This window comes from Enterococcus alcedinis (genome assembly GCF_014635985.1).
Taxonomy (GTDB): domain Bacteria; phylum Bacillota; class Bacilli; order Lactobacillales; family Enterococcaceae; genus Enterococcus_I; species Enterococcus_I alcedinis.
Map to the genome: position 1 here is coordinate 99,250 of NZ_BMDT01000006.1, position 21,581 is coordinate 120,830.

General features: G+C 37.2%; 24 protein-coding genes. 16 read left to right on the forward strand and 8 right to left on the reverse strand.

The window, feature by feature from the left end; translation table 11 throughout:
• Window position 1: 1 nt before the first annotated feature.
• Window positions 2-550: a GNAT family N-acetyltransferase gene (locus IEV09_RS07750; protein WP_188367717.1), complete on the reverse strand. Its 549-nt coding sequence runs from the start codon at window positions 548-550 to the stop codon at window positions 2-4.
• A gap of 67 nt (window positions 551-617) precedes the next feature.
• Entirely contained in the window at window positions 618-1,064 is a 447-nt protein-coding gene (locus IEV09_RS07755; protein ID WP_188367718.1) for a flavodoxin, read from the reverse strand.
• Between the two features lie 155 nt (window positions 1,065-1,219).
• Between IEV09_RS07755 and map the strand changes: the two genes are divergently transcribed.
• From map to IEV09_RS07810, 11 genes are all read left to right on the forward strand, one after another.
• Entirely contained in the window at window positions 1,220-1,984 is a 765-nt protein-coding gene (gene map / locus IEV09_RS07760) for a type I methionyl aminopeptidase (protein WP_188367719.1), read from the forward strand.
• Between the two features lie 33 nt (window positions 1,985-2,017).
• Window positions 2,018-2,920: a YihY/virulence factor BrkB family protein gene (locus IEV09_RS07765; RefSeq protein WP_188367720.1), complete on the forward strand. Its 903-nt coding sequence runs from the start codon at window positions 2,018-2,020 to the stop codon at window positions 2,918-2,920.
• A gap of 19 nt (window positions 2,921-2,939) precedes the next feature.
• Complete coding sequence (locus IEV09_RS07770) at window positions 2,940-4,055, forward strand: glycosyltransferase family 4 protein (protein WP_188367721.1); 1,116 nt, start codon at window positions 2,940-2,942, stop codon at window positions 4,053-4,055.
• Between the two features lie 110 nt (window positions 4,056-4,165).
• Window positions 4,166-5,125: an ABC transporter substrate-binding protein gene (locus IEV09_RS07775; RefSeq protein ID WP_188367722.1), complete on the forward strand. Its 960-nt coding sequence runs from the start codon at window positions 4,166-4,168 to the stop codon at window positions 5,123-5,125.
• Window positions 5,109-5,864 carry an ABC transporter ATP-binding protein gene (locus IEV09_RS07780; protein ID WP_188367723.1) on the forward strand — a complete coding sequence of 252 codons (756 nt, stop codon included), beginning with the start codon at window positions 5,109-5,111 and terminating at the stop codon, window positions 5,862-5,864. The genes IEV09_RS07775 and IEV09_RS07780 overlap by 17 nt, the downstream gene beginning before the upstream one ends.
• Complete coding sequence (locus IEV09_RS07785; RefSeq protein ID WP_188367724.1) at window positions 5,861-6,619, forward strand: ABC transporter permease; 759 nt, start codon at window positions 5,861-5,863, stop codon at window positions 6,617-6,619. The genes IEV09_RS07780 and IEV09_RS07785 overlap by 4 nt, the downstream gene beginning before the upstream one ends.
• Before the next feature lie 202 nt (window positions 6,620-6,821).
• A complete protein-coding gene (locus IEV09_RS07790) occupies window positions 6,822-7,493 on the forward strand; it encodes a Type 1 glutamine amidotransferase-like domain-containing protein (protein WP_188367725.1) in 672 nt (223 codons plus the stop codon).
• Window positions 7,494-7,615: 122 nt separating this feature from the next.
• The gene (locus IEV09_RS07795; RefSeq protein WP_188367726.1) at window positions 7,616-8,065 is read left to right on the forward strand and encodes a CopY/TcrY family copper transport repressor; all 450 of its coding nucleotides are present in this window, start codon (window positions 7,616-7,618) and stop codon (window positions 8,063-8,065) included.
• Window positions 8,066-8,126: 61 nt separating this feature from the next.
• Window positions 8,127-8,693 (forward strand): type II toxin-antitoxin system Phd/YefM family antitoxin, encoded by a 567-nt coding sequence (locus tag IEV09_RS07800; protein ID WP_188367727.1) that lies wholly within the window; start codon window positions 8,127-8,129, stop codon window positions 8,691-8,693.
• A gap of 133 nt (window positions 8,694-8,826) precedes the next feature.
• A complete protein-coding gene (locus tag IEV09_RS07805) occupies window positions 8,827-10,002 on the forward strand; it encodes a pyridoxal phosphate-dependent aminotransferase (protein WP_188367728.1) in 1,176 nt (391 codons plus the stop codon).
• A gap of 189 nt (window positions 10,003-10,191) precedes the next feature.
• Entirely contained in the window at window positions 10,192-11,082 is an 891-nt protein-coding gene (locus IEV09_RS07810; RefSeq protein ID WP_188367729.1) for a phosphate ABC transporter substrate-binding protein, read from the forward strand.
• 556 nt (window positions 11,083-11,638) lie between these two features.
• Here the strand turns inward: IEV09_RS07810 and IEV09_RS07815 are convergent.
• Window positions 11,639-13,363 carry a sensor histidine kinase gene (locus IEV09_RS07815; RefSeq protein WP_188367730.1) on the reverse strand — a complete coding sequence of 575 codons (1,725 nt, stop codon included), beginning with the start codon at window positions 13,361-13,363 and terminating at the stop codon, window positions 11,639-11,641.
• Window positions 13,356-14,069: a response regulator transcription factor gene (locus IEV09_RS07820; protein ID WP_188367731.1), complete on the reverse strand. Its 714-nt coding sequence runs from the start codon at window positions 14,067-14,069 to the stop codon at window positions 13,356-13,358. The genes IEV09_RS07815 and IEV09_RS07820 overlap by 8 nt, the downstream gene beginning before the upstream one ends.
• A 127-nt stretch (window positions 14,070-14,196) precedes the next feature.
• Between IEV09_RS07820 and IEV09_RS07825 the strand changes: the two genes are divergently transcribed.
• From IEV09_RS07825 to IEV09_RS07840, 4 genes are all read left to right on the forward strand, one after another.
• Complete coding sequence (locus IEV09_RS07825; protein WP_188367732.1) at window positions 14,197-14,670, forward strand: 2-thiouracil desulfurase family protein; 474 nt, start codon at window positions 14,197-14,199, stop codon at window positions 14,668-14,670.
• The gene (locus IEV09_RS07830; RefSeq protein ID WP_188367733.1) at window positions 14,660-14,998 is read left to right on the forward strand and encodes a putative DNA-binding protein; all 339 of its coding nucleotides are present in this window, start codon (window positions 14,660-14,662) and stop codon (window positions 14,996-14,998) included. The genes IEV09_RS07825 and IEV09_RS07830 overlap by 11 nt, the downstream gene beginning before the upstream one ends.
• A gap of 16 nt (window positions 14,999-15,014) precedes the next feature.
• Window positions 15,015-16,436 (forward strand): signal recognition particle protein, encoded by a 1,422-nt coding sequence (ffh, locus tag IEV09_RS07835; protein WP_188367734.1) that lies wholly within the window; start codon window positions 15,015-15,017, stop codon window positions 16,434-16,436.
• Window positions 16,437-16,705: 269 nt separating this feature from the next.
• Window positions 16,706-16,894: a CsbD family protein gene (locus tag IEV09_RS07840; protein ID WP_188367735.1), complete on the forward strand. Its 189-nt coding sequence runs from the start codon at window positions 16,706-16,708 to the stop codon at window positions 16,892-16,894.
• Between the two features lie 97 nt (window positions 16,895-16,991).
• Here IEV09_RS07840 and IEV09_RS07845 read toward each other — a convergent pair whose 3' ends face one another.
• Genes IEV09_RS07845 through IEV09_RS07855 form a run of 3 tightly spaced genes read right to left on the reverse strand, consistent with a single transcriptional unit; the run spans window position 16,992 to window position 19,498 of the window.
• Complete coding sequence (locus tag IEV09_RS07845; RefSeq protein ID WP_188367736.1) at window positions 16,992-18,230, reverse strand: hypothetical protein; 1,239 nt, start codon at window positions 18,228-18,230, stop codon at window positions 16,992-16,994.
• 3 nt (window positions 18,231-18,233) lie between these two features.
• Window positions 18,234-19,115: an ATP-binding cassette domain-containing protein gene (locus IEV09_RS07850; protein ID WP_188367737.1), complete on the reverse strand. Its 882-nt coding sequence runs from the start codon at window positions 19,113-19,115 to the stop codon at window positions 18,234-18,236.
• A complete protein-coding gene (locus IEV09_RS07855) occupies window positions 19,112-19,498 on the reverse strand; it encodes a GntR family transcriptional regulator (protein WP_188367738.1) in 387 nt (128 codons plus the stop codon). The genes IEV09_RS07850 and IEV09_RS07855 overlap by 4 nt, the downstream gene beginning before the upstream one ends.
• Window positions 19,499-19,679: 181 nt before the next feature.
• Here IEV09_RS07855 and IEV09_RS07860 point away from each other — a divergent pair, with 181 nt between their 5' ends.
• Complete coding sequence (locus IEV09_RS07860) at window positions 19,680-20,705, forward strand: glycoside hydrolase family 18 protein (protein WP_188367739.1); 1,026 nt, start codon at window positions 19,680-19,682, stop codon at window positions 20,703-20,705.
• A 149-nt stretch (window positions 20,706-20,854) separates the two neighbouring features.
• Here the strand turns inward: IEV09_RS07860 and IEV09_RS07865 are convergent, their stop codons facing one another.
• The gene (locus IEV09_RS07865) at window positions 20,855-21,409 is read right to left on the reverse strand and encodes an NADPH-dependent FMN reductase (protein ID WP_188367740.1); all 555 of its coding nucleotides are present in this window, start codon (window positions 21,407-21,409) and stop codon (window positions 20,855-20,857) included.
• Window positions 21,410-21,581: the final 172 nt, after the last annotated feature.

Consider the following 21,581-nt stretch of genomic DNA (forward strand, 5'->3'; position numbering starts at 1 on the left):
TTTATCGACTAATGGTTTTTGGTAATTCTTCTCTTAAAATACCGTATTTAACGGAATCATAATATTTACCATGTAAATATCGAACTTTTCTGATAACGCCTTCTTTTTGCATGCCAGTTTTTTCACCTAGTTTTTGCATGCCTTCATTTCCAGACCAAGTAGTAAATCCAATATGGGGGAGATAGTCGAAGTGGTTAAATAATGTTTTTAACCATAGAGATAAGGCGGTCGTTCCAATTCCTTTGCCCCAAAATTTGAAGTCATAGATTAAGATCCCAACTTCTAACCATTGTTTTAAATCGGCATCTGACCAGTAAGCAGAAACTAAGCCGACGATAGTATCATTGACCATTATGACTTGATTCATAGGAGAATCGAGCAAGGACATGCCGTAACCAGATGAAAATTCTTCCCATGTTTTTATGGGGTCTTTAAAGTATGGACCATTAAATTTCATCCACTCCAAATCAGCTTTTGGACCGTAGCTGATCGCCCAAATATCTGGTAAGTCTTCTTTAACGATTGTTTTTAAAGTGACGTTATTGTACATATTACTCTCCTTGTATAAAGGTGATATGATTGATTTTTTATGAAAAGAAGTATCGAAAATTTGGAATTTAATTGGCAGCAGCTTCGGCCAATTCTTTGGCGAATTTTTCTAAGTTTTGAATATCTTCTTCTTCGGCATTTAAATCCACTTGAACTTTTGTTGCTCCTTTTGTTGCCCCGGTGGCTAAAAAGACTTCTTCAAAATCATCGATCGATTTACAGAAATAATCATAGAATGTATCACCTGATCCGCAAACACCAAAAATTTTACCCGTCAAGTCAATTTCTTTTAAATCTTCATAGAAGTCAACAATCTCATCAGGTAAACTTCCCTCATCGTATGTATAAGTTGCAACAACACAAATATCGGCATCTTCAAAATCAGAGGCATCGACTTGCGTACATTCTTCCATTTCAACTTCTAATCCTAAGTTTTCTAACGCTTCAGCGACAATATCGGCAATTTCTTCCGTATTACCAGTCATGCTAGCGTAAACAATTTTTGCTAAGGTCATAATATCCTCCTATTAATGTGTAATAATGAATTTATACGTTATTATAGCAAAAGAAATCACAAATTGGAACTACCACTCAATCAATGAGAGCATTTGGAAAAAAAGGCGAAACTATGGTAAAATAGACAAGATTTATAAGGAGAGGATTAAGAAGAATGATTACATTAAAATCAAAACGTGAAATTGAAATGATGGCAGAGTCGGGTGCGCTTTTAGCAAGCGTTCATAAAGAGCTACGCCAGTTTATTAAACCAGGAATTACGAGTTGGGATATTGAAGTTTTTGTCCGTAATTATATTGAAAGCCACGGAGCAATTGCAGCTCAAGTAGGCTATGAAGGTTATAAATATGCGACTTGCTGTAGTATTAACGATGAAATCTGTCATGGTTTTCCCCGTAAGAAGGTCTTGAAAAATGGCGATTTAATTAAAGTCGATATGTGTGTCAATTTAAATGGTGCCATTTCAGACTCTTGTTGGGCATATGTTGTTGGCGAATCAACAGAAGAAATTGATCGTTTAATGGCGGTAACAAAAAAGGCGTTGTATCTAGGAATTGAACAAGCACAAGTTGGCAATCGTATTGGTGATATTGGTCATGCGATTCAATCGTATGCTGAACAAGAAGGCTACGGTGTGGTCCGTGATTTTATTGGACACGGCATTGGCCCGACGATTCATGAAAGTCCAGCAGTGCCTCACTATGGTGTGGCGGGTAAAGGGTTACGTCTAAAAGAAGGCATGGTTATCACAATTGAACCGATGATCAATACTGGGACTTGGAAAATGAAGATGGATCCAAATGGTTGGACTGCCTACACATTAGATGGCGGTTTAAGTTGTCAATATGAACACAGTATTGCGATTACTAAAGAAGGCCCAATTTTATTAACATCCCAAGGCGATGAAGGAACGTATTAAGCCAAAAACGAAGTAGACAAGGGGACAAGTAGCATGCGTGATTTTTTGAAAAAGGATGCAGTTCAGCAATTTATAGAAACGACAAAGACGAAAGTCAAAGATTCAGAAATGACGCAATCATCCATTGTGATTGCTTATTATTTATTACTTTCTCTTTTTCCATTATTAATTGCTGTTGGAAACGTCTTACCTTACTTACGGATTGATCCAAATACGATTCTACCTTACTTACAAGAGGTCATCCCACCTTCGATCTATGCTTTCTTAAGTCCAGCCATTTTAGACTTACTAACACAAGGCTCAGGTGGGGCCTTGTCTCTTTCTGCTTTATTAACGATTTGGTCTGCTAGTGCGAGTATGAATGCCTTGCAGATTGCGTTTACGAAAGCTTATGGTGTACCTAAACGCGGTAATTTTATTATTATGCGGATTGTGTCACTTTTGACAATGTTTGCTTTGATGCTAGGAATTATCGGAATGACGTTAATTTTAGGTTCAGGTAAACTAATACTAGATAAATTACAGCCTATTTTTCTATTTTCTGATCAAATCATTACGACCTTTCAAACGGTCAAATGGCCATTAACAATTACGATTTTACTGACGCTTATGTTGGTTATTTATGGTATTATTCCGAATGTAAAGTTAAGGGCGCGTTCAATCTTACCTGGCGCAATCTTTGCCACGATTGGTTGGATGGGGTTGTCACAAGCCTTTGGAATTTACGCCAAATTTTTTGCGACTCGTATTAGTGGTTATCAAATCATCGGAAGTTTTGTCGTATTGATGGTTTGGCTTAATTTTGCAGCGATGATTTTAGTCTTAGGAGGCATTATTAACGCGATTATCGAGGAATCGATTAGCGGGAAAGTAGAAGAGCGAGGTCATGCAAGAAATTTGTTGCCGGACAAATTCAAAAAGAAATGGAAAAATTAATACGAAAGCGAGAAATTAAATGGGATTTACGTTTCAATTTATTATACGATTATTCCTGACAATGTTAATGTCGGTAATTTTAACGCCGCTAATTAAGTTACTCGCTTTTAAAATTGGTGCTACCGATGCACCAAGCGAGAGACGCATCAATCAAAAGACGATGCCGACAGCGGGTGGTTTAGCGATTTTTATCTCTTTTTCCGTTATTGTGTTATTTGAAAGTTGGTCAACACCGGATTTTTCACGGATTGTTTGGATACTAATTAGTGCCGCAGTTGTCGTTATAACCGGCTTAATTGATGACATCAAGGAATTAAATCCTAAGCAAAAAACATTGGGAGTAGTGATTGCTTCCTGTATGGTTTATTATTTAGCCGAGATTGGATTCCATACACTAAGTATTCCATTTTTGGGAACTTTTGAGTTAGGATGGTTGAGTTTACCAATGACTATTATTTGGATCTTAGCGATTACGAATGCAGTCAATTTGATTGATGGTTTAGATGGTTTAGCTGCGGGAGTTTCGATGATTGCACTTGCAACAATCGGTTTAGTCAGTTATTTCTTTTTACCAGGGTATGGTGTCTTTCTAGCGATTATTATTTTTTCACTGATCGCCGCGATTGCTGGTTTTTTCCCGTATAACTTTCATCCCGCAACAATCTATTTAGGCGACACGGGAGCCTTGTTCTTAGGATTCATGATTGCAATCTTTTCTTTACAAGGTTTAAAGAATGCGACCTTTATCTCGGTCTTAACGCCAATGTTTATTTTGGGTGTTCCAATTACCGATACTGTTTATGCGATGATTCGCCGTGTGTTTAATAAACAACCAATTTCAGCACCGGATAAAATGCATTTACACCATCGTTTATTGTCCTTAGGTTTTACCCATCGGGGCGCTGTACTCACGATTTATGCGATGGCATTAGTCTTTTCTTTTATTGCCTTATTAATGAATCATGCGAGTACGTCTGCAACGATTTTATTAATTATTGCGACAATTGTTGGTTTAGAGTTGTTCATTGAATTGATTGGTCTTGTTGGTGAAAATCATCAACCGTTATTAAAGACGTTAAAATTTATTGGGAATCGTCGATATCGACAAGAAGTATTAAATAAGCGTAAAAAATAAAAACGTCATTCGATTGTTTTTATTTTTTTAGAAAAAATTGAATGGATTTTCAGAAAAAGTCAGAAAAATCATGCTAAAATAAGACTATCGATTTGAAAGGAAGTTATGAAATGAAAAAAATTATGATGAGTTTTGCAACTGTTTTATTATTAACGTTAACTGCTTGTGGAGCAGCAGAATCAAACGAAGGATCAACAGACACAAAGACGAGCGAGAATGAAGAGTTAACAACGCTAAAAATTGGTGTGATGCCATCAATGGACAATATGCCGTTAATTGTGGCTCACGAGCAAGGTTTTGATAAAAAACATGGTGTCGATTTAGACATTCAAGCTTTTAAATCAGGTAAAGATCGCGATGCTGCTTTTCAAGCGGGAGCGGTTGATAGTATTAATGCTGATTTAGTCGGCGTTGCAGCTTATTTACAAGGTGGAATGGATGTTAAAATCATGAGTGCCACACAAGGGCAATTTGATTTGATTTCAACAGCAGATGTGAAAGAAATAGCTGATCTAAAAGGCAAAGAAATCGTAGTATTAAAAAATCAAGGCCCGGAATTTGCAGCAGAAGAATTTTTGAAACAAGCGAATTTAACAGGTGAAGATGTGAAAATGATTGATGTTCCACAAGTACCGAGTCGCGTGGAATTATTAAGCAATAACCAAGCAGGTGCGGCTATTTTACCGGAACCATTCGTCACAATCACAGCGACACAAGGGATGAACAACTTAGGTTCAACGCTTGATTTAGGGATTAATTTATTTGCACTCGTGGCAACACAAGAAGTAATTGATGAAAAAGCGGTCGCATTTAAAGGAATGTATGATGCATACAACGATGCGGTTCAATGGATGAAAGAAAATGAGCAAGACGCGTACATTCAATTGTTTATTGATGAGATTGGTTTTCCTGAAACATTAAAAGATCAAATTGTCGTTCCAGAATACAAAGAAGCTTTCCAAACAACCGAGCAAGATATTACGAGAGCATTTGATTGGGCGCAAGAAAAGGGCATCCTTGAAAAGGAAATCCCAGCGAAAGATGTATTAAGCGATGTCTATTTCAAATAACCATTATCAAGTCACGAACGTCTCATATCAACTGAATGAACAGACGATTTTATCGAACCTTTCATTTGAATTAGAACCACGGAAAATTTATAGTTTAATTGGCCCTTCTGGTGCTGGTAAAACGACGTTACTCTCCTTGTTAGGTGGCTTGAAAAAGCCAACTTCAGGGACGATCGAAACGAAAAAGGGTACAGTTGAGGAACAAAAAGTCGCCTTTGTACCTCAAGACTATGGATTATTACCTTGGCAAACAGTACAAAAGGCAGTGGTCAAAGGTGCAAGTTTAAGTCAAAAAGGAAAATTATCGGCGTTGGATTTAGCTGAAATTGATGAATTATTAAAACAAATGGCTTTGTGGGAACACCGTAAAAAATATCCTCGTCAATTAAGTGGGGGGCAACAGCAAAGAGTAGCGATTGCACGCAGCTTTGCGACTCATGCGGATTTATTATTAATGGATGAACCTTTTTCAGCACTCGATGCTTTTACGAGAGAAAAGGCACAACAGCTATTTTTAAGTCGGTGGCAAAAGTTGAAACCACTAACGGTTTTTGTGACGCACGATATTGAAGAAGCCATTTTATTGTCTGATCAAATCATCGTTTTATCAGCCAATCCAGGGGAAATCAGTCAAATCGTCGATTCACCTTTTGAAGATAAAATGAATTTGCACGAGAATCGTCAGTCGATGGCATTGTTTGAGTTAACCAATGCCTTGAGAGGAGCGATTAGCGGATGAAAAAAGATGAATTGAAAAGACTCATTGGTGGCATCCTGGCAGTCGTTTTATTTTTAGGTATTTGGTGGATAGGTTATTATGTTATTCAAAAACCGTTGCTACCTTCACCTTTTGAAGTGCTACAGCGCATCCCTGGCTTATTTGAGAAAGAGTTGCTGATGCATATACGTGTAAGTAGTTACCGTATCTTTTTAGGTATGTTTTATTCCTTAATTGGTGGTTTTTTCTTAGGTTTGTTAATGGGAAGTTTCCCTAAGTGGAAGTATTTCTTTGATCCTTTAATTTATTTAACGTACCCAATACCTAAAATGGCACTCTTACCGATTGTCATGCTACTTGGTGGTTTAGGTGATGGATCAAAAGTTGCGATGATTGTCCTAATTGTCTTGCCTCAAGTCACGATTTCAGTGCGTGATAGTGTGCGACAAATTCCGAATAATTATTATGATGTTTATCGACTATTGCAAGCGTCAAAACTACAGCAATTTGCGTTGATTACATTCCCAGCGACATTACCTGGAATCATTAGTGGCGCACGAGTTTCCCTAGGGACGGCAATTTCGATTTTATTCTTTACGGAGAATTATGGGACAGAATATGGCATGGGTTACTTCATTATGGATTCCTGGACACGAATGGATTATGGTGCGATGTATGCCGGGATTATCATTTTAAGTAGTTTTGGTTTGTTGTTATTTTTATTATTGGATCTGTTTTCTTGGTGGGTTTGTAAATGGCAACGCGTCACTGATTAAATAGATAGAAAGCAATAAAGGGGCCGTGACATCAGTCACGACCCCTTTGCTGCTATACGAACACGGGGGATAAAAGTCTGCTCTTTTTTCGAATGGATCTTCAATTCCTCAGAGCAAAGCGACTTTTGTCATCCCTCGGTTTTGTTTACCGATGAATCAAAAAGAAGCAGCAATGATTTTAGTAAAAAGGATGGTTGAGTAGATGGGGAAAAGATATTACTTAAGTTGGTTTGACCAAGTATTTCCTGAAAGAATTGCCCAAATCTTAAAAGAAGATTTAAGAGACTTGAAGCGACTCGTTATGATTAGTGGACAACCAAGTGCGGATCAAAGTGAGCAAGCTCAATTGATTGTCGAGCAATGGTTTGGTTCAGCAAATATCTCTTTTGAAAACAATCATCTGATTGATGAACGCATTTCAAAAGAAAAAGCCAAGCAGTTAATTGAAGAGGCTAGTGTCATCTTGTTATGTGGTGGCTACCCAATCGAACAAAACAAATTCTTGGTTGAATATGGACTAGGGAAAGTGATTAAAAAGAGTCAAAAACCAATTATTGGCGTTAGTGCAGGGGCAATTAACTTGTCTTCACAATGGCTTTATTTTAGCGAAACAGGCAATCAAACAGGAGAACCTGAACTTGTTCAAGGACTCGGGATGGACGAATGGTTCTTTTTTTCAATGGCTAACTGCGATATTGAAAATGATTTATTAATGAGTCAATTACGACCCATATCAGATCAGTTGCCGATTTATATTGCCGTGAATGAATGCATGCTGCGAATCGACGAAGAGCATTTGACCGTTGTCGGTGACGTCTATCGATTGGATAAGCAACAGCGAACAAAATTAAAGGCGTCAGATGTTGTCCTATAAAAGTAACAATCGAAGAAAATGGATAAGAAAAATAAGAGTAATAAAAAAATGAAGCTATTTTTTTGACAAAAGTTGATTACGAGTGTAAATTTAACTTATGAATGAACAAGGAGCCGGTAGTTATGAATACAGAAGATGCGATCAAAATTAGTGAAGCGGAATGGGAAGTCATGCGTGTGATTTGGACGTTGGGGGAATCGGATGCCGCAACCATTAATGATGTTTTGAAAGAAAAAATGCAATGGAAATTTGCCACAGTCAAAACCTTACTTGGAAGACTCGTAAAAAAAGAAGCATTAAAGACCCGTCAAGTAGGGAAAAAATATTTGTATTCGGCATTAATTAGTGAAGAAAAATCGATTCATGAAGCGACACAAGAGTTGTTCTCGAGAATATGTGCGACACGAATGGCCGAAAACTTAACCCAAATGATTGAAGAAGTCGAATTGACACCAACCGACGTTGCGCAATTAATCCAAACGTTACAAAAGAAGCAAACGGTCGAAAAAATCACGTGTAATTGTATCCCTGGACAATGTCAATGCGACCACAATCAAGTGAAATTTGCTTAGAAGTCAACGAATCACGCTGGATTTATGCTATAATGAATAGGCAAATGAAGGAGTGAAGAAAGTGACGTTAAAAAAATTAGAAGTGCCTACAACCTCGATTACCGAAGTAAAAAAATCACCAATGGATGTCTTCCAACAAGCACGAGATGCTGAAACGGGAGTCTATGTCTTTAACCGTGAGAAGATTGCTGGAGTTATGTTAACACAAGAGCAATACGAAACGTTGCTACAAGAACTAGCTGACAAACGTCAACAAACGAACCCTTCCTCTGAGGAGGTTGTGCGTCCGAAAGTCGCTGTAGCAATTGAAGAGCCAGAAGAAACTCCGATTGAAGGATTGGAAGAACTTTACCATGAGATGCGTCATGCAATTGCAGCAGGCAGTTTAATGTCAGCCAAAATTTTGGATGAGCGCATGGTCGCACTAGGATTTATTACTAAAAAGAGTGGTTTTGGTGGTGTCTCAACAATGATTGAGGAATTAAAAGAAACAGGTAAAATTATCTATCACTTACGCCGTAAAGCCGATAACAAGAGTATTGTAGCTGAAATTATTGGTGAACCAGATAACCAAAGTCAATTATTTGATAAGTTAATTGTTAAAAGAATGCATTTAAGAGAAGAATAACGAACAAAGAGTCGATAAATGACATCAATTGTCAGTTGTCTGAACTCTTTTTTTGTTTAAAATTGAAAAAATTCGCAATAGTCTGTCTATTTGTGGTAAGATAACAACAATTAACTTTTTGGAGGACTCATAGATGAATAAATTACAACAACGTTTTAATCCGCAAGTCAATCAAATTGCGGTTTCCCTAATTCGTCAATTTGATGAACGCGTTTCAAGTATCCCAAATATTTTGAGACTAACATTAGGTGAGCCCGATTTTAATACACCAGAAGCAGTTAAAGCGGCAGGGATTGAAGCTATCGAGCAAAATTTCAGCCACTATACAGGGATGGCAGGTTTACCTGAAGTAAGGGAAGCAGCCTGTGCCTTTATTAAGAAAAAATACCAACTTGAGTATGACTGGCAAACCGAAGCAATCGTTACAGTTGGTGGTACGGAAGCAATCTCGGCGGCGTTATTGAGTATCTTAGAGCCAGGTGATAAAGTCTTGTTGCCATCGCCAGTTTACCCAGGTTATGCGCCGGTCATTACGCTAGCGAATGCTGAAATGGTTAATATGGACACAAGTCATGATGGCTTTGTCTTAACACCAGAATTATTAGAATCGACGCTAACAGGACACGGTGAAGCTGTTAAAGCAGTTGTTTTAAATTATCCAAGTAATCCAACTGGCGTAACGTATTCACGTGAAGAAGTCAAAGCGTTAGCAGATGTTTTAAAAAAATACAATGTTTTTGTGATTAGCGATGAGATATACAGTGAATTGATTTATGATGGTACGCATACATCGATTGCTGAATTTATTCCAGAACAAACGATCTTAATTAATGGATTATCAAAATCACATGCGATGACTGGTTGGCGGATTGGTTTTATTTTCGCTCCTCAAGAATTAACGAAAGAAATCATCAAAGTCCACCAATACTTGGTGACCGCAGCGAGTACGATTTCTCAAAAAGCTGCATATGTTGCTTTAACGACAAGCATTGATGAAGGACAAAAAGTAAAACAAGAATACAAAGTTCGTCGTGATTTTGTTTATAACAAAATGACTGAAATGGGCTTTGAAGTGGCAAAGCCATCGGGAGCCTTCTATATATTTGCTAAAATACCAGCAAATAAAGAGCAAGACTCCATGGCATTTTGTGTCGATGTTGCAGAAAAAGTTCAACTCGCAGTCATTCCGGGAATTGCTTTTGGCCAAGCAGGTGAAGGTTACATCCGTATTAGTTATGCCGCAAGTTCTGAACAACTAGAAGAAGCAATGAAGCGTTTAGCAAATTATATGGAATCAACAATAGCGTAAATCAAATAAAAAGAGGACTGATTGAGTAAAAATCAAGCCTCTTTTTATTTGATTGATTGTAAAGCGCTTTCTATCTGAATCTTTACATTATCTTTACACTCTGCGTGTGAATCTTAACACTGAATCTAACGAATGTTTACAGACGATTGATAAACTAGGTTTGTAGTTAAGAAGGAGGAAGAAATTCACATGAAAAAAATAGGTTTGTTTTTATTCGCAATTGCAGCATTAGCAGCAGGGTGCGCAAGTAATGGAAAGACAGAAGGTAGTCAAGGAAGTTCAGATACATCAAATAAAACCAATGAGCAAGTAAAAATTGTTGCGGTTGGATCAACGGCATTACAACCATTGGTCGATAGTGCAGCCATCAAGTTTCAAGCAGACAATCCAAACTATGAAATTTCCGTTCAAGGTGGCGGAAGTGGAACAGGTTTGAGTCAAGTCTCTACAGGTAGCGTAACTATTGGGAATTCAGATGTCTTTGCTGAAGAAAAAGAGGGAATTGTAGCAACAGAATTGGTCGATCATTTAATAGCGGTCGTTGGAATGGCTCCCGTTGTTCATAAAGAAGTCGGCGTAACGAATTTAACACAAGCACAATTAATTGATATCTTTACAGGGAAAGTAACGAACTGGAAAGAAGTTGGCGGTGCGGATCAAGAAATCTTAGTCGTAAACCGCGCTTCTGGTAGTGGAACACGCGCAACTTTTGAACAATTTGGTTTAAATGGCGAAGTCGGTATCCAATCACAAGAACAAGATTCTTCAGGAACAGTTAAGAAAATTGTCGCTGAAACTCCAGGTGCTATTAGTTACCTAGCCCTATCTTACTTAGATGACTCACTACAAGTCTTATCACTAGACGGCGTAGAACCATCAATTGAAGCGATTCAAACAAATGATTGGAAAATCTGGTCTTACCAACACGCATACACAAAAGGTGAACCGACACCAGAAGTTCAAGTCTTCTTAGATTATTTATTATCAGATGATGTGCAAAAAGAGATTGTCAATGACTTAGGTTACATCGCAATCACCGATATGAAAGTCGAAAGAGCCGCAGACGGCACCGTGAAATAAAGGTTATTCTTGGTGTAAATTATTACGACAAGAATATTTATAGAAAACAGATAAACAGGGAATCCGCCATCATGAAGCAGATTCCCTGTTTATCTGTTTTTATTTAACTAGCTAATTGCAAATCACTGGTATCGTAAAGTGTTATTTGTCCATCGAAATCATCTATAACAGATTTAATTCCGAAACGTAATCCGGACGCATTTTTTCGTATTTTTCAGTTTCCGTGTTAAAAATCCATTCCAATCCGTTGGGTGTTGTCATAAAAACCTCCGTGTTATATATTTTTTTGTTATAAAAAATAAGTGAGTTAGGTCTCATTTCTGACTTTACGCTGATAAGATCGATAGGATTTGAACACACATGAGTATTCTCGAAAAAGCCCTTAATGGTGACTAGCTATAGTTCCCGCACGCCTTAAAAGATGCTTATAACCTAAAAGAATAGCATGGTGATATCGTTAAATAACTGGATTGTTAATTGAAGTTTATAAAGTTGAACAATCAAAAGGAATCGTGACGACAGAAGTTCACGATTCCTTTTGATGATTGATTTAATTTTATGATAATAAAGGGAGTTCGACGGTAAATGTTGTGCCAACACCCAAGTGACTATCGAGTGTAATCGTTCCACCTAATGTTTCAACAGAATCTTTGACAATCGCAAGTCCAATACCCGAGCCACCAGTATTGCGTGTTCTTGCTTTATCGACACGGTAAAAGCGCTCATAGATTCGTTCGATATCTTCTGGACTAATCCCAATCCCAAAATCTTGAATGGTGAGGTGGAGCCCTTGATTAGCACTAAAATCAATGAAGATTTTGCCACCGGTTAACGAATAATATAAAGCATTTTCGAGTAAGTTTTTACATATAGGATAAAAGAGAGCCATTTTCGTTGTAAAATCAAAGTCATCGGGGCCATTAATTTCTAAGCTGATTTGCTTTTCGTTGATGATTGTTTGATAGCCATTACTTAGTTGCAAGAAAAATTGATGTACATTGATAGTTTCTGTAGCATAAGTAATTTCATCACCTTTAGATAATTGAATGATTTCTTGTGTTAGCTTTTCTAAACGATACGCTTCTTTTTGCATGATTTCTAAAAAAGTCGTTAATGTTTCTGGATCGTCTTTAGCACCGTCAAGTAGGGTTTCGGTAAAGCCAATAAATGAAGTGATCGGTGTCTTTAGCTCATGAGAAACATTTCCTACAAAGTCTTTTTGCATTTTTTCTAATTGATGAATGCGGGTAAAGTCATACGAAACACCGAGAATTTGTTGCGTTTCATTAAAGTAACTGAGTGAAATATCCAGGCGTTTATTTTGCTGATGAGTGATAATCTCTTGGTGGATGAAGGGCACAGACTCTGATAATCGATAGACCATTTGAATCAATTCTGATTCGGAGATAATCGATTCAAAGGCTGCTTTTTCAGGGAGCTCATAAAAGTAGGCTAATTGTTCCTTCATCGCTTGATTCATAAAGCGAATTCGATGATTCTCATCCAGTAAAAAGACACCTATCGTTAATTCTTCTAGTAAAAAATAAAATTGTTTTTCAGTTGCTTGATAAGTTTGGTAACGTTGGCTAACACCCTCGCTTAATTGATTGACGCTTTGATAGAGTTCGTTCCATTGTGAGGAATTGGAGATAATGGTTTCAGCATGGGCGGGTTCTTTAATCATTCGTTTTAAAACAGGTAAGATTGTTTCAATTGGGTGATTTCGTTGACGAATAATTTTGAATAATGCAAAAGTGAATAAGCAGCATAAAATGAAGTACACTAGAAAAATTGCTTGTTTCATTTGAGCTGATTCCGGCCAAAAGGAATCCGTTGCTTCTGCAATGCGTAAAATACCAATTAATTCTTTGCCTTGTTTTACTGGAATCGCAATATAAAGCAACTCTTTTTTTAAGGTATCACTCGGACGCAACGAACGGCCGAGTGTTTGATTTTTAAGAACAGCTTTGATTTCAGGACGGTCAGAACGTTGTCCATGCAGACTACTATCATACGTATCAAAAAGAATGTTTCCCGTAGCATCCAGTCCAGTTAAGCGTTCACCGGGATCCACGGGGTGCTCATGAATCATCGTTTCAAGTTCATCCATTTTATGATTGGATAATTGTAAAAATAATTCCCCTTTTTCTTCTAAATAGCGAGATTGTTGAGAAAGAACTTGTTGATCATAAAATTTCCCCATAAAAAACCAGCCAATTGAAAAAACAAGTAAGAGCAAGATGAACCAACCGAAGTAGAGTGTTCGGTTTTTCTTATCCATTTGTTGGATCCTGGAATTTATAACCAAATCCACGAATGGTTAGTAGATATTGTGGTTTTTTTGGATTTGGTTCGATTTTCTCGCGTAAATGACTGATATGAACATCGACAATCCGTGTCTGACCATCAAAATCAAAATTCCAAATTTGGTTGAGTAACGTATCTCGATCAACCACATGATTTTTTCGACGCATAAAATAAATCAGTAATTCAAATTCTTTTGGTGTTAACACAATCGGAGTACCAGCAATCTCTACTTGATAAGTAGCTAAGTTCGCTTGAATTTCCCCAACGATTAATAAGTTCGAACCATCAGATAAAACGGATTCTTCTTGACGTCGCGGTTCCATTCGACGGAAGATGGCTTTCATCCGAGCAATAACTTCGCGTGGACTAAAGGGTTTGGCTAAATAATCATCCGCCCCAATTTCTAAACCTAAAATTCGGTCAATTGGATCATCTTTAGCAGTTAAAATTAAAATAGGTGTTTCAATTTTTTCTTGACGGAGGCGTTTCATAATTTCAATCCCATCAAGAGAAGGTAACATTACATCTAAAATAATGAAGTCAAAAGACTCGCTTAATCCCAACTGTAAACCATCAAGGCCATCTGTCGCAGAAGCAACCTGATAACCTTCCTTTTCTAAATTGAAAGTTAATAAGGTGACAATTGAAGGTTCATCATCCACAACTAAAACTTTTTTCATTGGAAGCTCCTTTAAAATTTATTTATCCTGTCACGTTATTTTATCATGAATTCCGCTTAAGCACTATGGTAGTAGCCAATTAAATGGTATAATGAAAAGCGATTGTTAAGAAAACGAGGTGGAAAAAATGATTGGTGTGAGTGCTTGTTTAGGTGGTTGCCCTGTACGCTATGATGGACGTGATCAACGTGTTGCTGAAATTGAACAACTCGTCAAACAACAAGAGGCCATCATGATTTGTCCAGAAGTTTTAGGAGGGTTGCCAATCCCACGTGATCCGGCTGAAATTGTTGGAGGCGATGGATTTTCTGTTTGGCATGGAGATGGAAAAGTCTTGACCAATCAAGGTGTAGATGTGACAGATGCCTTCAAAAAAGGCGCAATGACTGCACTAAAAAAACTCCAAGAAAAAGGAATTGATACACTAATTTTAAAAGAGAAGAGCCCTTCATGTGGCAGTCAATGGATTTATGACGGTACCTTTTCAGGAACAAAAGTCAAAGGGGTGGGAGTCGCGACAGCGTACTTTCTAGACCACGGAATCAAAGTCTACTCCGAAACCCAATGGTTACAAAGGGAGGGGAAAGTCAGTGGAAGTTGAGAAAACCAATCGAATGAACGCACTTTTTGAGTGTTATGCGACCTTGTTAACACAAAAACAAATGAATTATATGGAATTATATTATGCAGATGATTATTCATTAGGCGAGATTGCAGAAGAGTATCAAATTAGTCGCCAAGCGGTTTATGATAACATTAAGCGAACCGAGAAGATTTTAGAAGATTATGAACGTAAATTACATGTTTATTCTGATTACGTTTTACGTGATCAAATTTTGAAACGTTTTGAAGAGTATTTAGTCGGTCACTATCCAAAAGATACTTTTTTAGCAAATATTTTAACAGAGTTACAAGAAATTGATGAATAAAGGAATGAGTAAATAAATGGCATTTGAGAATTTAACCGATCGTTTACAAAAAGCGATGGGACGCTTACGTCGCAAAGGGAAAGTAACAGAAGCTGACATTAAAGAAATGATGCGTGAGATTCGTTTGGCTCTTTTAGAAGCCGACGTTAACTTACAAGTCGTTAAAGAATTTACTAAAAATGTTCGTGAACGAGCAATTGGTGTCGAAGTTTTAGATAGTCTTTCACCGGCACAACAAATCGTTAAAATTGTTGATGAAGAATTAACTCGGACATTAGGTTCTGAAACAGTAGGGATTCAAAAATCACCAAAAATCCCAACAGTCATTATGATGGTTGGTTTGCAAGGGGCCGGTAAAACAACGTTTGCTGGGAAATTAGCGAATCATTTAATCAAAACAGAAAAAGCACGCCCATTGATGATTGCAGGAGACATCTATCGTCCAGCTGCGATTGATCAATTAAAAGTTTTAGGTAGCCAATTAGACGTTCCTGTTTTTGATATGGGGACAGAAGTTAGTCCAGTTGAGATTGTCCGTCAAGGAATGGCTTTGGCGAAAGAAAAAAATAATGATTATGTCTTAATTGATACGGCCGGACGTTTACACATTGATGAATTATTAATGGATGAGCTGGCGCAAATCAAAGCAATTGCTGAGCCAAATGAAATCTTACTCGTAGTGGATGCGATGACCGGACAAGATGCGGTGAACGTGGCCGATAGCTTTAACCAACAATTAGGCATTACCGGTGTTGTGATTACGAAATTAGATGGGGATACTCGTGGGGGAGCCGCTCTGTCGATTCGTTCTGTTACGGGCGCACCGATTAAATTTACGGGGGTTGGGGAAAAATTAACCGACCTTGAAGTCTTCCATCCTGATCGTATGTCAAGCCGTATTTTAGGTATGGGTGACATGCTGACCTTGATTGAAAAAGCACAACAAGACTTTGACGAGAAAAAAGCCGAAGAGTTAGCAACGAAAATGCGTGAAAATACGTTTGATTTCAATGACTTTATTGAGCAATTGGATCAAGTAATGGACATGGGTCCGTTAGAAGATTTACTAAAAATGATTCCGGGTATGAGCCAAGCACCAGGCATGGAAAACTTTAAAGTTGATCCAAAAGACGTTGCGCGTAAAAAAGCAATCGTCTTATCCATGACCAAAGCTGAACGTGAAAATCCAGATTTATTAAGTCCAAGTCGTCGTCGTCGGATTGCGGCCGGATCAGGTAACAGTGTCGTTGAAGTGAACCGCATGATTAAACAATTCAAAGAATCACAAAAAATGATGCAACAAATGACCAAAGGGAACTTAAATGCGATTCCAGGCATGGATCAAATGTTTGGAACAGGGATTAAAGGCAAGCTTGGAAAAATGGCGATGAACCAAATGGTTAAAAAGAACAAGAAGAAAAAGAAAAAACGTAAATGATTAACTAAATCGGCGTGTGATAAAAGTCGCTTTGCTCTGAGAAACCGGAGGAGAATTCGAATCATTTGGGCTTTTAATTGTTCGAATTTAGTGAAGTTTTTCGAAAGAGTAGACTTTTTTCATCCGTTTGTCGATTGAATGTTTGTATAAGAAAAAGGGACCGTGACTTATGTCACAGGTCCTTTTTTGTGTGAGTAATCAAAACGCTTCCTATTTTTATAAGAAAGCGTTATCATATAGGGGTAAGGAATAAGAAGGAGGACGAACGAATGACAAATAAAGAAGAATTAAAAGGTAAAGTAACAGAGGTTAAGGGTAAAGTAACTGGCGATGAATCAGAAGAGTTAAAAGGAAAATTAAAACAAGAATATGGAAAAATCAAAGAAAAAGTGGATCATTTAGTTGATGAAGCCAGTGAAAAGGTCAATGAATTATTTGACAAAAAAGATAAGAAATAAAAAGAGTAAGATTCTGAAAATTACCCACTCACATTTTGTTTATCAAAAAACGTTCAAGGTCTGTGATAGTCAATCACAAACCTTGAACGTTTTTATATTATTGAATTTTTTTCGTCATGCGATCCAAATAACGTTTATTCCAAAATTTAAAGATTTCATCGTAGTACGTCACAATGAAACTGCTAATCGTACAAATGATTGGCAGTAATAGCAGTTGTCCTAATGGTAAATACCCATAATAATCCATATGGAAAAGAAAATCAGTCGCAGCAATGGTGTAATAAAGACTAGTACAAATCGCTAAAGTAACAAAAAAACGACGACGATAGCGAGGAACAGTGAGTACCTTACCATTACTTTCAAGAGACGTATTTTCATAAATTTTTTCAGCAACGAGGAATAGTAAAATCGTCAATCCGAATAATAAAAGTAAGGCAAGGAAAGTAGCGCCAGTCTTGTCTAAGTGATTAATAGCAATTGACGAATAACTTCTAATTGTCTGTTCAAAAAATTGATTGACGCTTCCAAGATGAAGAGATTCAAGAAGACCTTGAAAATGAGTTGAAAATTGATTCAATTGAGAGAGTGAAAGGATTCCGATACCAATCATCAAAGGAGCAGTAACGAGATTTCCAAGTAAAACACCTAAAAAACTACCAGCTAAACTAGTAAATAGTAAAAATACCCAATGTGTGAGTCCAGAATAGAGCATTTGTCCAAGGGTTGCATTAACATAAATATCAGGAATCAATAGGTAAATCGTTACTTGATGAATAATAATCCCTAATGCAATACTCGTCATGACAGGAATACCCAAATATAAGAGCTTTGCACGAAAGATTTCTTTTTTCTTGTAAGATAAGGAAAAAAGAAAGGCATTGAAATTGGTTTTTGAATCAATAAAGAAGAGAGCAAAGCTGAGTAAAAAGAGACACAGTGCAATTAATAGAAGAGATAGGAATGCAAACTGACTCCAGTAGACATGACCTCTTTCATAGCTTTGATCAGGTTTGAAACGAGTGTTACTATCATTGGTCTGGGTTGAATATGCGGATGAATAACTGGGATTAAACAGTACCAAGGATCGGAGTTGGTATTCTTCGATATCTAAGTAGGGAAGAAGCTCTCCGTCCTCATCGTATCCTTTAGTATAATTGTTTTCAGGATTATTGAAGTCATTTTTAAACTCGTCAGAATTCAACCAATCGTAGGTGAAATTCCAGCCTTTAACTGTTGAGAATCCTCCACCCGCATAGAGAGCGAAAAAACCAACCACTAAAAATAATAAAACTGCTTTATATCGTGCCTGAAATATATTTCTCAAATTTTTATCCATCATTTAATCCCCCAAAATCGTTTCTTGGCTTAAGTTTGCTTCGAATAAATCTTCTAATGTAATTGGTAACTCTTCAAATAAAATCGGCTCAAAAGCTTGAATCTGTGCTTCAAGTTCGGTATCAAAATTTTCAAAAAGGGCAGTGATGACACGACCTTGCATTTGAATGACTTTTGAATGTTGCTTAACAATTTCTGGTACTTTTTTACTCTTAAAGACGAATTGGATTTTTCTCGCATTTTGACGCAAAGACTCTAATTGATAATCTTGTGTAATTTGATGCCCTTTTAGCACGAGTGCACGATCAATCATGCCTTCTAATTCATTTAAGTTATGCGAGGCGATTAAAGCTGTGCGATTGGATTCACTAATATTTTCGAGTAACAAACCAATCACTTGTTTCCGAACAATCACGTCTAAACCATCAAAAGGTTCATCGAGTAAGAGGTAGCGAGCATTCGAGCAAATCGCTAAAATCATTTGAAAAAGGCCTTGCATTCCTTTAGACATGCGACGGTAAGAGAAGTTCAGCCCCAATTGATGTTGATTGATTAAGTCTAGGAATAATTCTTGATCAAATTTGGGATAAGCATTCAAGTAAAACTGATTGATCTTTTTCAGTGAATAAAAACTCAAAAAGTTTTCTTTTTCATCGATATAAAAAATCTCGGAACGTTTAGAAGGGTCAATTGCTAAATCTGTTCCGTCAATCGTAATACTCCCGCTATCAGACATGTATTGACCACAGATTGTTCGAAATAGCGTCGTTTTACCAGAACCGTTGCGTCCGATTAGACCAACGATTTCATTTTCCTGTAAGGAGAAATCAATATTCTTTAAAATTTCCTTTTGTTCAATAACTTTGCTAATGTTGACTAGTTTCATGCTTCTTTGCCTCCTAACTTGGCCTCTGCCTCTCGTAGCCATTGTTTAATTTCTTTTTCAGTCACTTGTAGATGTTTTGCTTCAATAATTAATTCATTAAATTGTTGTTGTAACTCGTGAATGCGTCTCAAATCTCTCGGCCCACTTTCTGCTTGTTTGACAAAGGTTCCTTTGCCTTTGACGGTCACTAAAACGTGTTCCGTCTCTAAAATTTTGTATGCCTTACTAATTGTATTTGGATTCATCAGTAGCTCTTTAGCCATTTCACGAACCGAAGGGATTTTATCACCAGGTTCTAAAATACCATGTAAGATATCTTCTTTAATTCCAAGAACCAATTGCTCATAGTAAGGACGGCTGCTTTGTTTATCAATCGTAACCATAATATCTCCTTTCATACACCGATCAAGTGTACTAGTTCATGCGTTACACTTTATGTGTACTAATATACCTAGTACACTAGAAAAGTGCAAGCTTTTTTTGAAAAAAGATAAAAAACTCCATTGTTTGCACGAGTCAATTTCATTATGCTAAAGGAAATATAAGAAACGAGAGGTAGTAAATATGACAGAAGTAATCGCTTATTTAGACGACAACCGTGAGTGGACAAAAGAGGAGATTCCAGCAGAGCAGTTAACAATTATTAACTATGCCTTTGCGAATATTATTGGTTTAGAAATTGTGCGAGATTTAAAGAAGATTTCTATTATTAATGAATTAAAAGGCGAGCATCCTCATTTACAAACATGTATTAGTATTGGGGGATGGGGTGCTGGTGGTTTTTCAGAAGGCGTTGCTACAAAAGAAAATCGTGACGTCCTGATCGAGAACCTAATTAATTACATGAAAAAATATGATTTTAATGGGATTGATTTAGATTGGGAATACCCAGGAGTGGATACTGCTGGTATTACCGCATCTGAGGATGATGCACAAAATTTCTTGTACTTTGTTGAAGAAATCCGCGCATCACTAGATGAATTATCAAAAGAAACGGGTCAAACGTACTTATTAACAGCAGCGATCGGTGCAGCGCAAGAATTACTTGAAACAATGAGTCCGGATGGCGAATATCGTTACCTTGACTATTTAGATTTTGTTAACGTGATGACGTACGATATGCGTGGTAGTTTTACGCAAGTTGCCGGACATCATACGAATTTACTTTCTTATTCTAAAAAAGAAGGAAATTTAAGTGCTGAAGAATCAGTGAATCATTTATTAGCTAAAGGCGTAGACCCTCAAAAAATTGTGATTGGAGCCGCTTTTTATTGCCGTTATTGGACAGATTTTCCAGCTGGAACAACTGAACCAATCGGCGTCGAAACAGGGAGCTTTGGAAATAATACTTATGACTACAATCAATTGAAGGATATTTTAGCGGAAAATCCAGCAGCAATTTTTTGGGATGAGGAAGCGAAAGCCCCTTATTATTTTGATGGCAAACAGTTTATCTCCTATGATAACGAACGCTCAATGGCTGAAAAAATGAACTACGTGAAAGAAAACAACTTACGCGGATTAATGTATTGGGAACACTCACTTGATTTATCCGGTGTTTTATTAACCGCTGCGACGGATCAACTTTAAATAGAAGAAGGTGTGATTAATGTCATTTTACTCTGAGAAATAGGCAATCCACTCAAACACTGCTACTTGATTCGAGTAGACGGTTGGCGCCTTTCTTTGATTCATAAAAAAACAAGCCATGATTGCTCATGGCTTGTTTTTGTGTATCATTATTTTGTTAATTTGTTGAAGAAATCTACGTAAGCGTCAATGATCGATTGGAAAAATCCAGTTGTTGACTCATTGAATGTACCATTTTCGTCGATTAAGTTTTGTACTGCACCCACGTAAGCTTCTGGTTGTTGTAACGTTGGCATATTTAAGAAGACTAAGCTTTGACGTAAGTGGTGGTTTGCACCAAATCCAGCGATGGCTCCCATAGAAGCTGAAACAACTAATGCCGGTTTTCCGTCCCAAATACTTGCGCCATACGGGCGAGAACCAACGTCAAGTGCATTTTTAACGACAGCAGGCACTGAACGGTTGTATTCAGGTGTAAAGAACACAAAGCCATCATATGTTGCCGCATCATTACGGAAATCAGTCCAAGCTTGTGGGACATTTCCTTCTGTATCCAAATCTTCATTATAAAATGGTAAATTACCAATTTCTAAATAACCTACTTCAATATTTTCAGGGAATAACTTTTCAAAAGTTGCTGCAACTTGTTTGTTATACGACCCCTCACGTAAACTTCCTACGATAAAACCAATTTTTTTAGACATATAATAAATTCCTCCTCTAGTTGATAAAACTATATTAGTACGAATTCGAGATAATATCAAGCAAGACGCTCACGAAAATTTATTTAAAAAAATTGAAGGTGTAAAGAAAAAACTCTTTACACCTGTTTAAATATCTGGTATATTAGTTCTTGTGATTAAAGACCAATGGAGG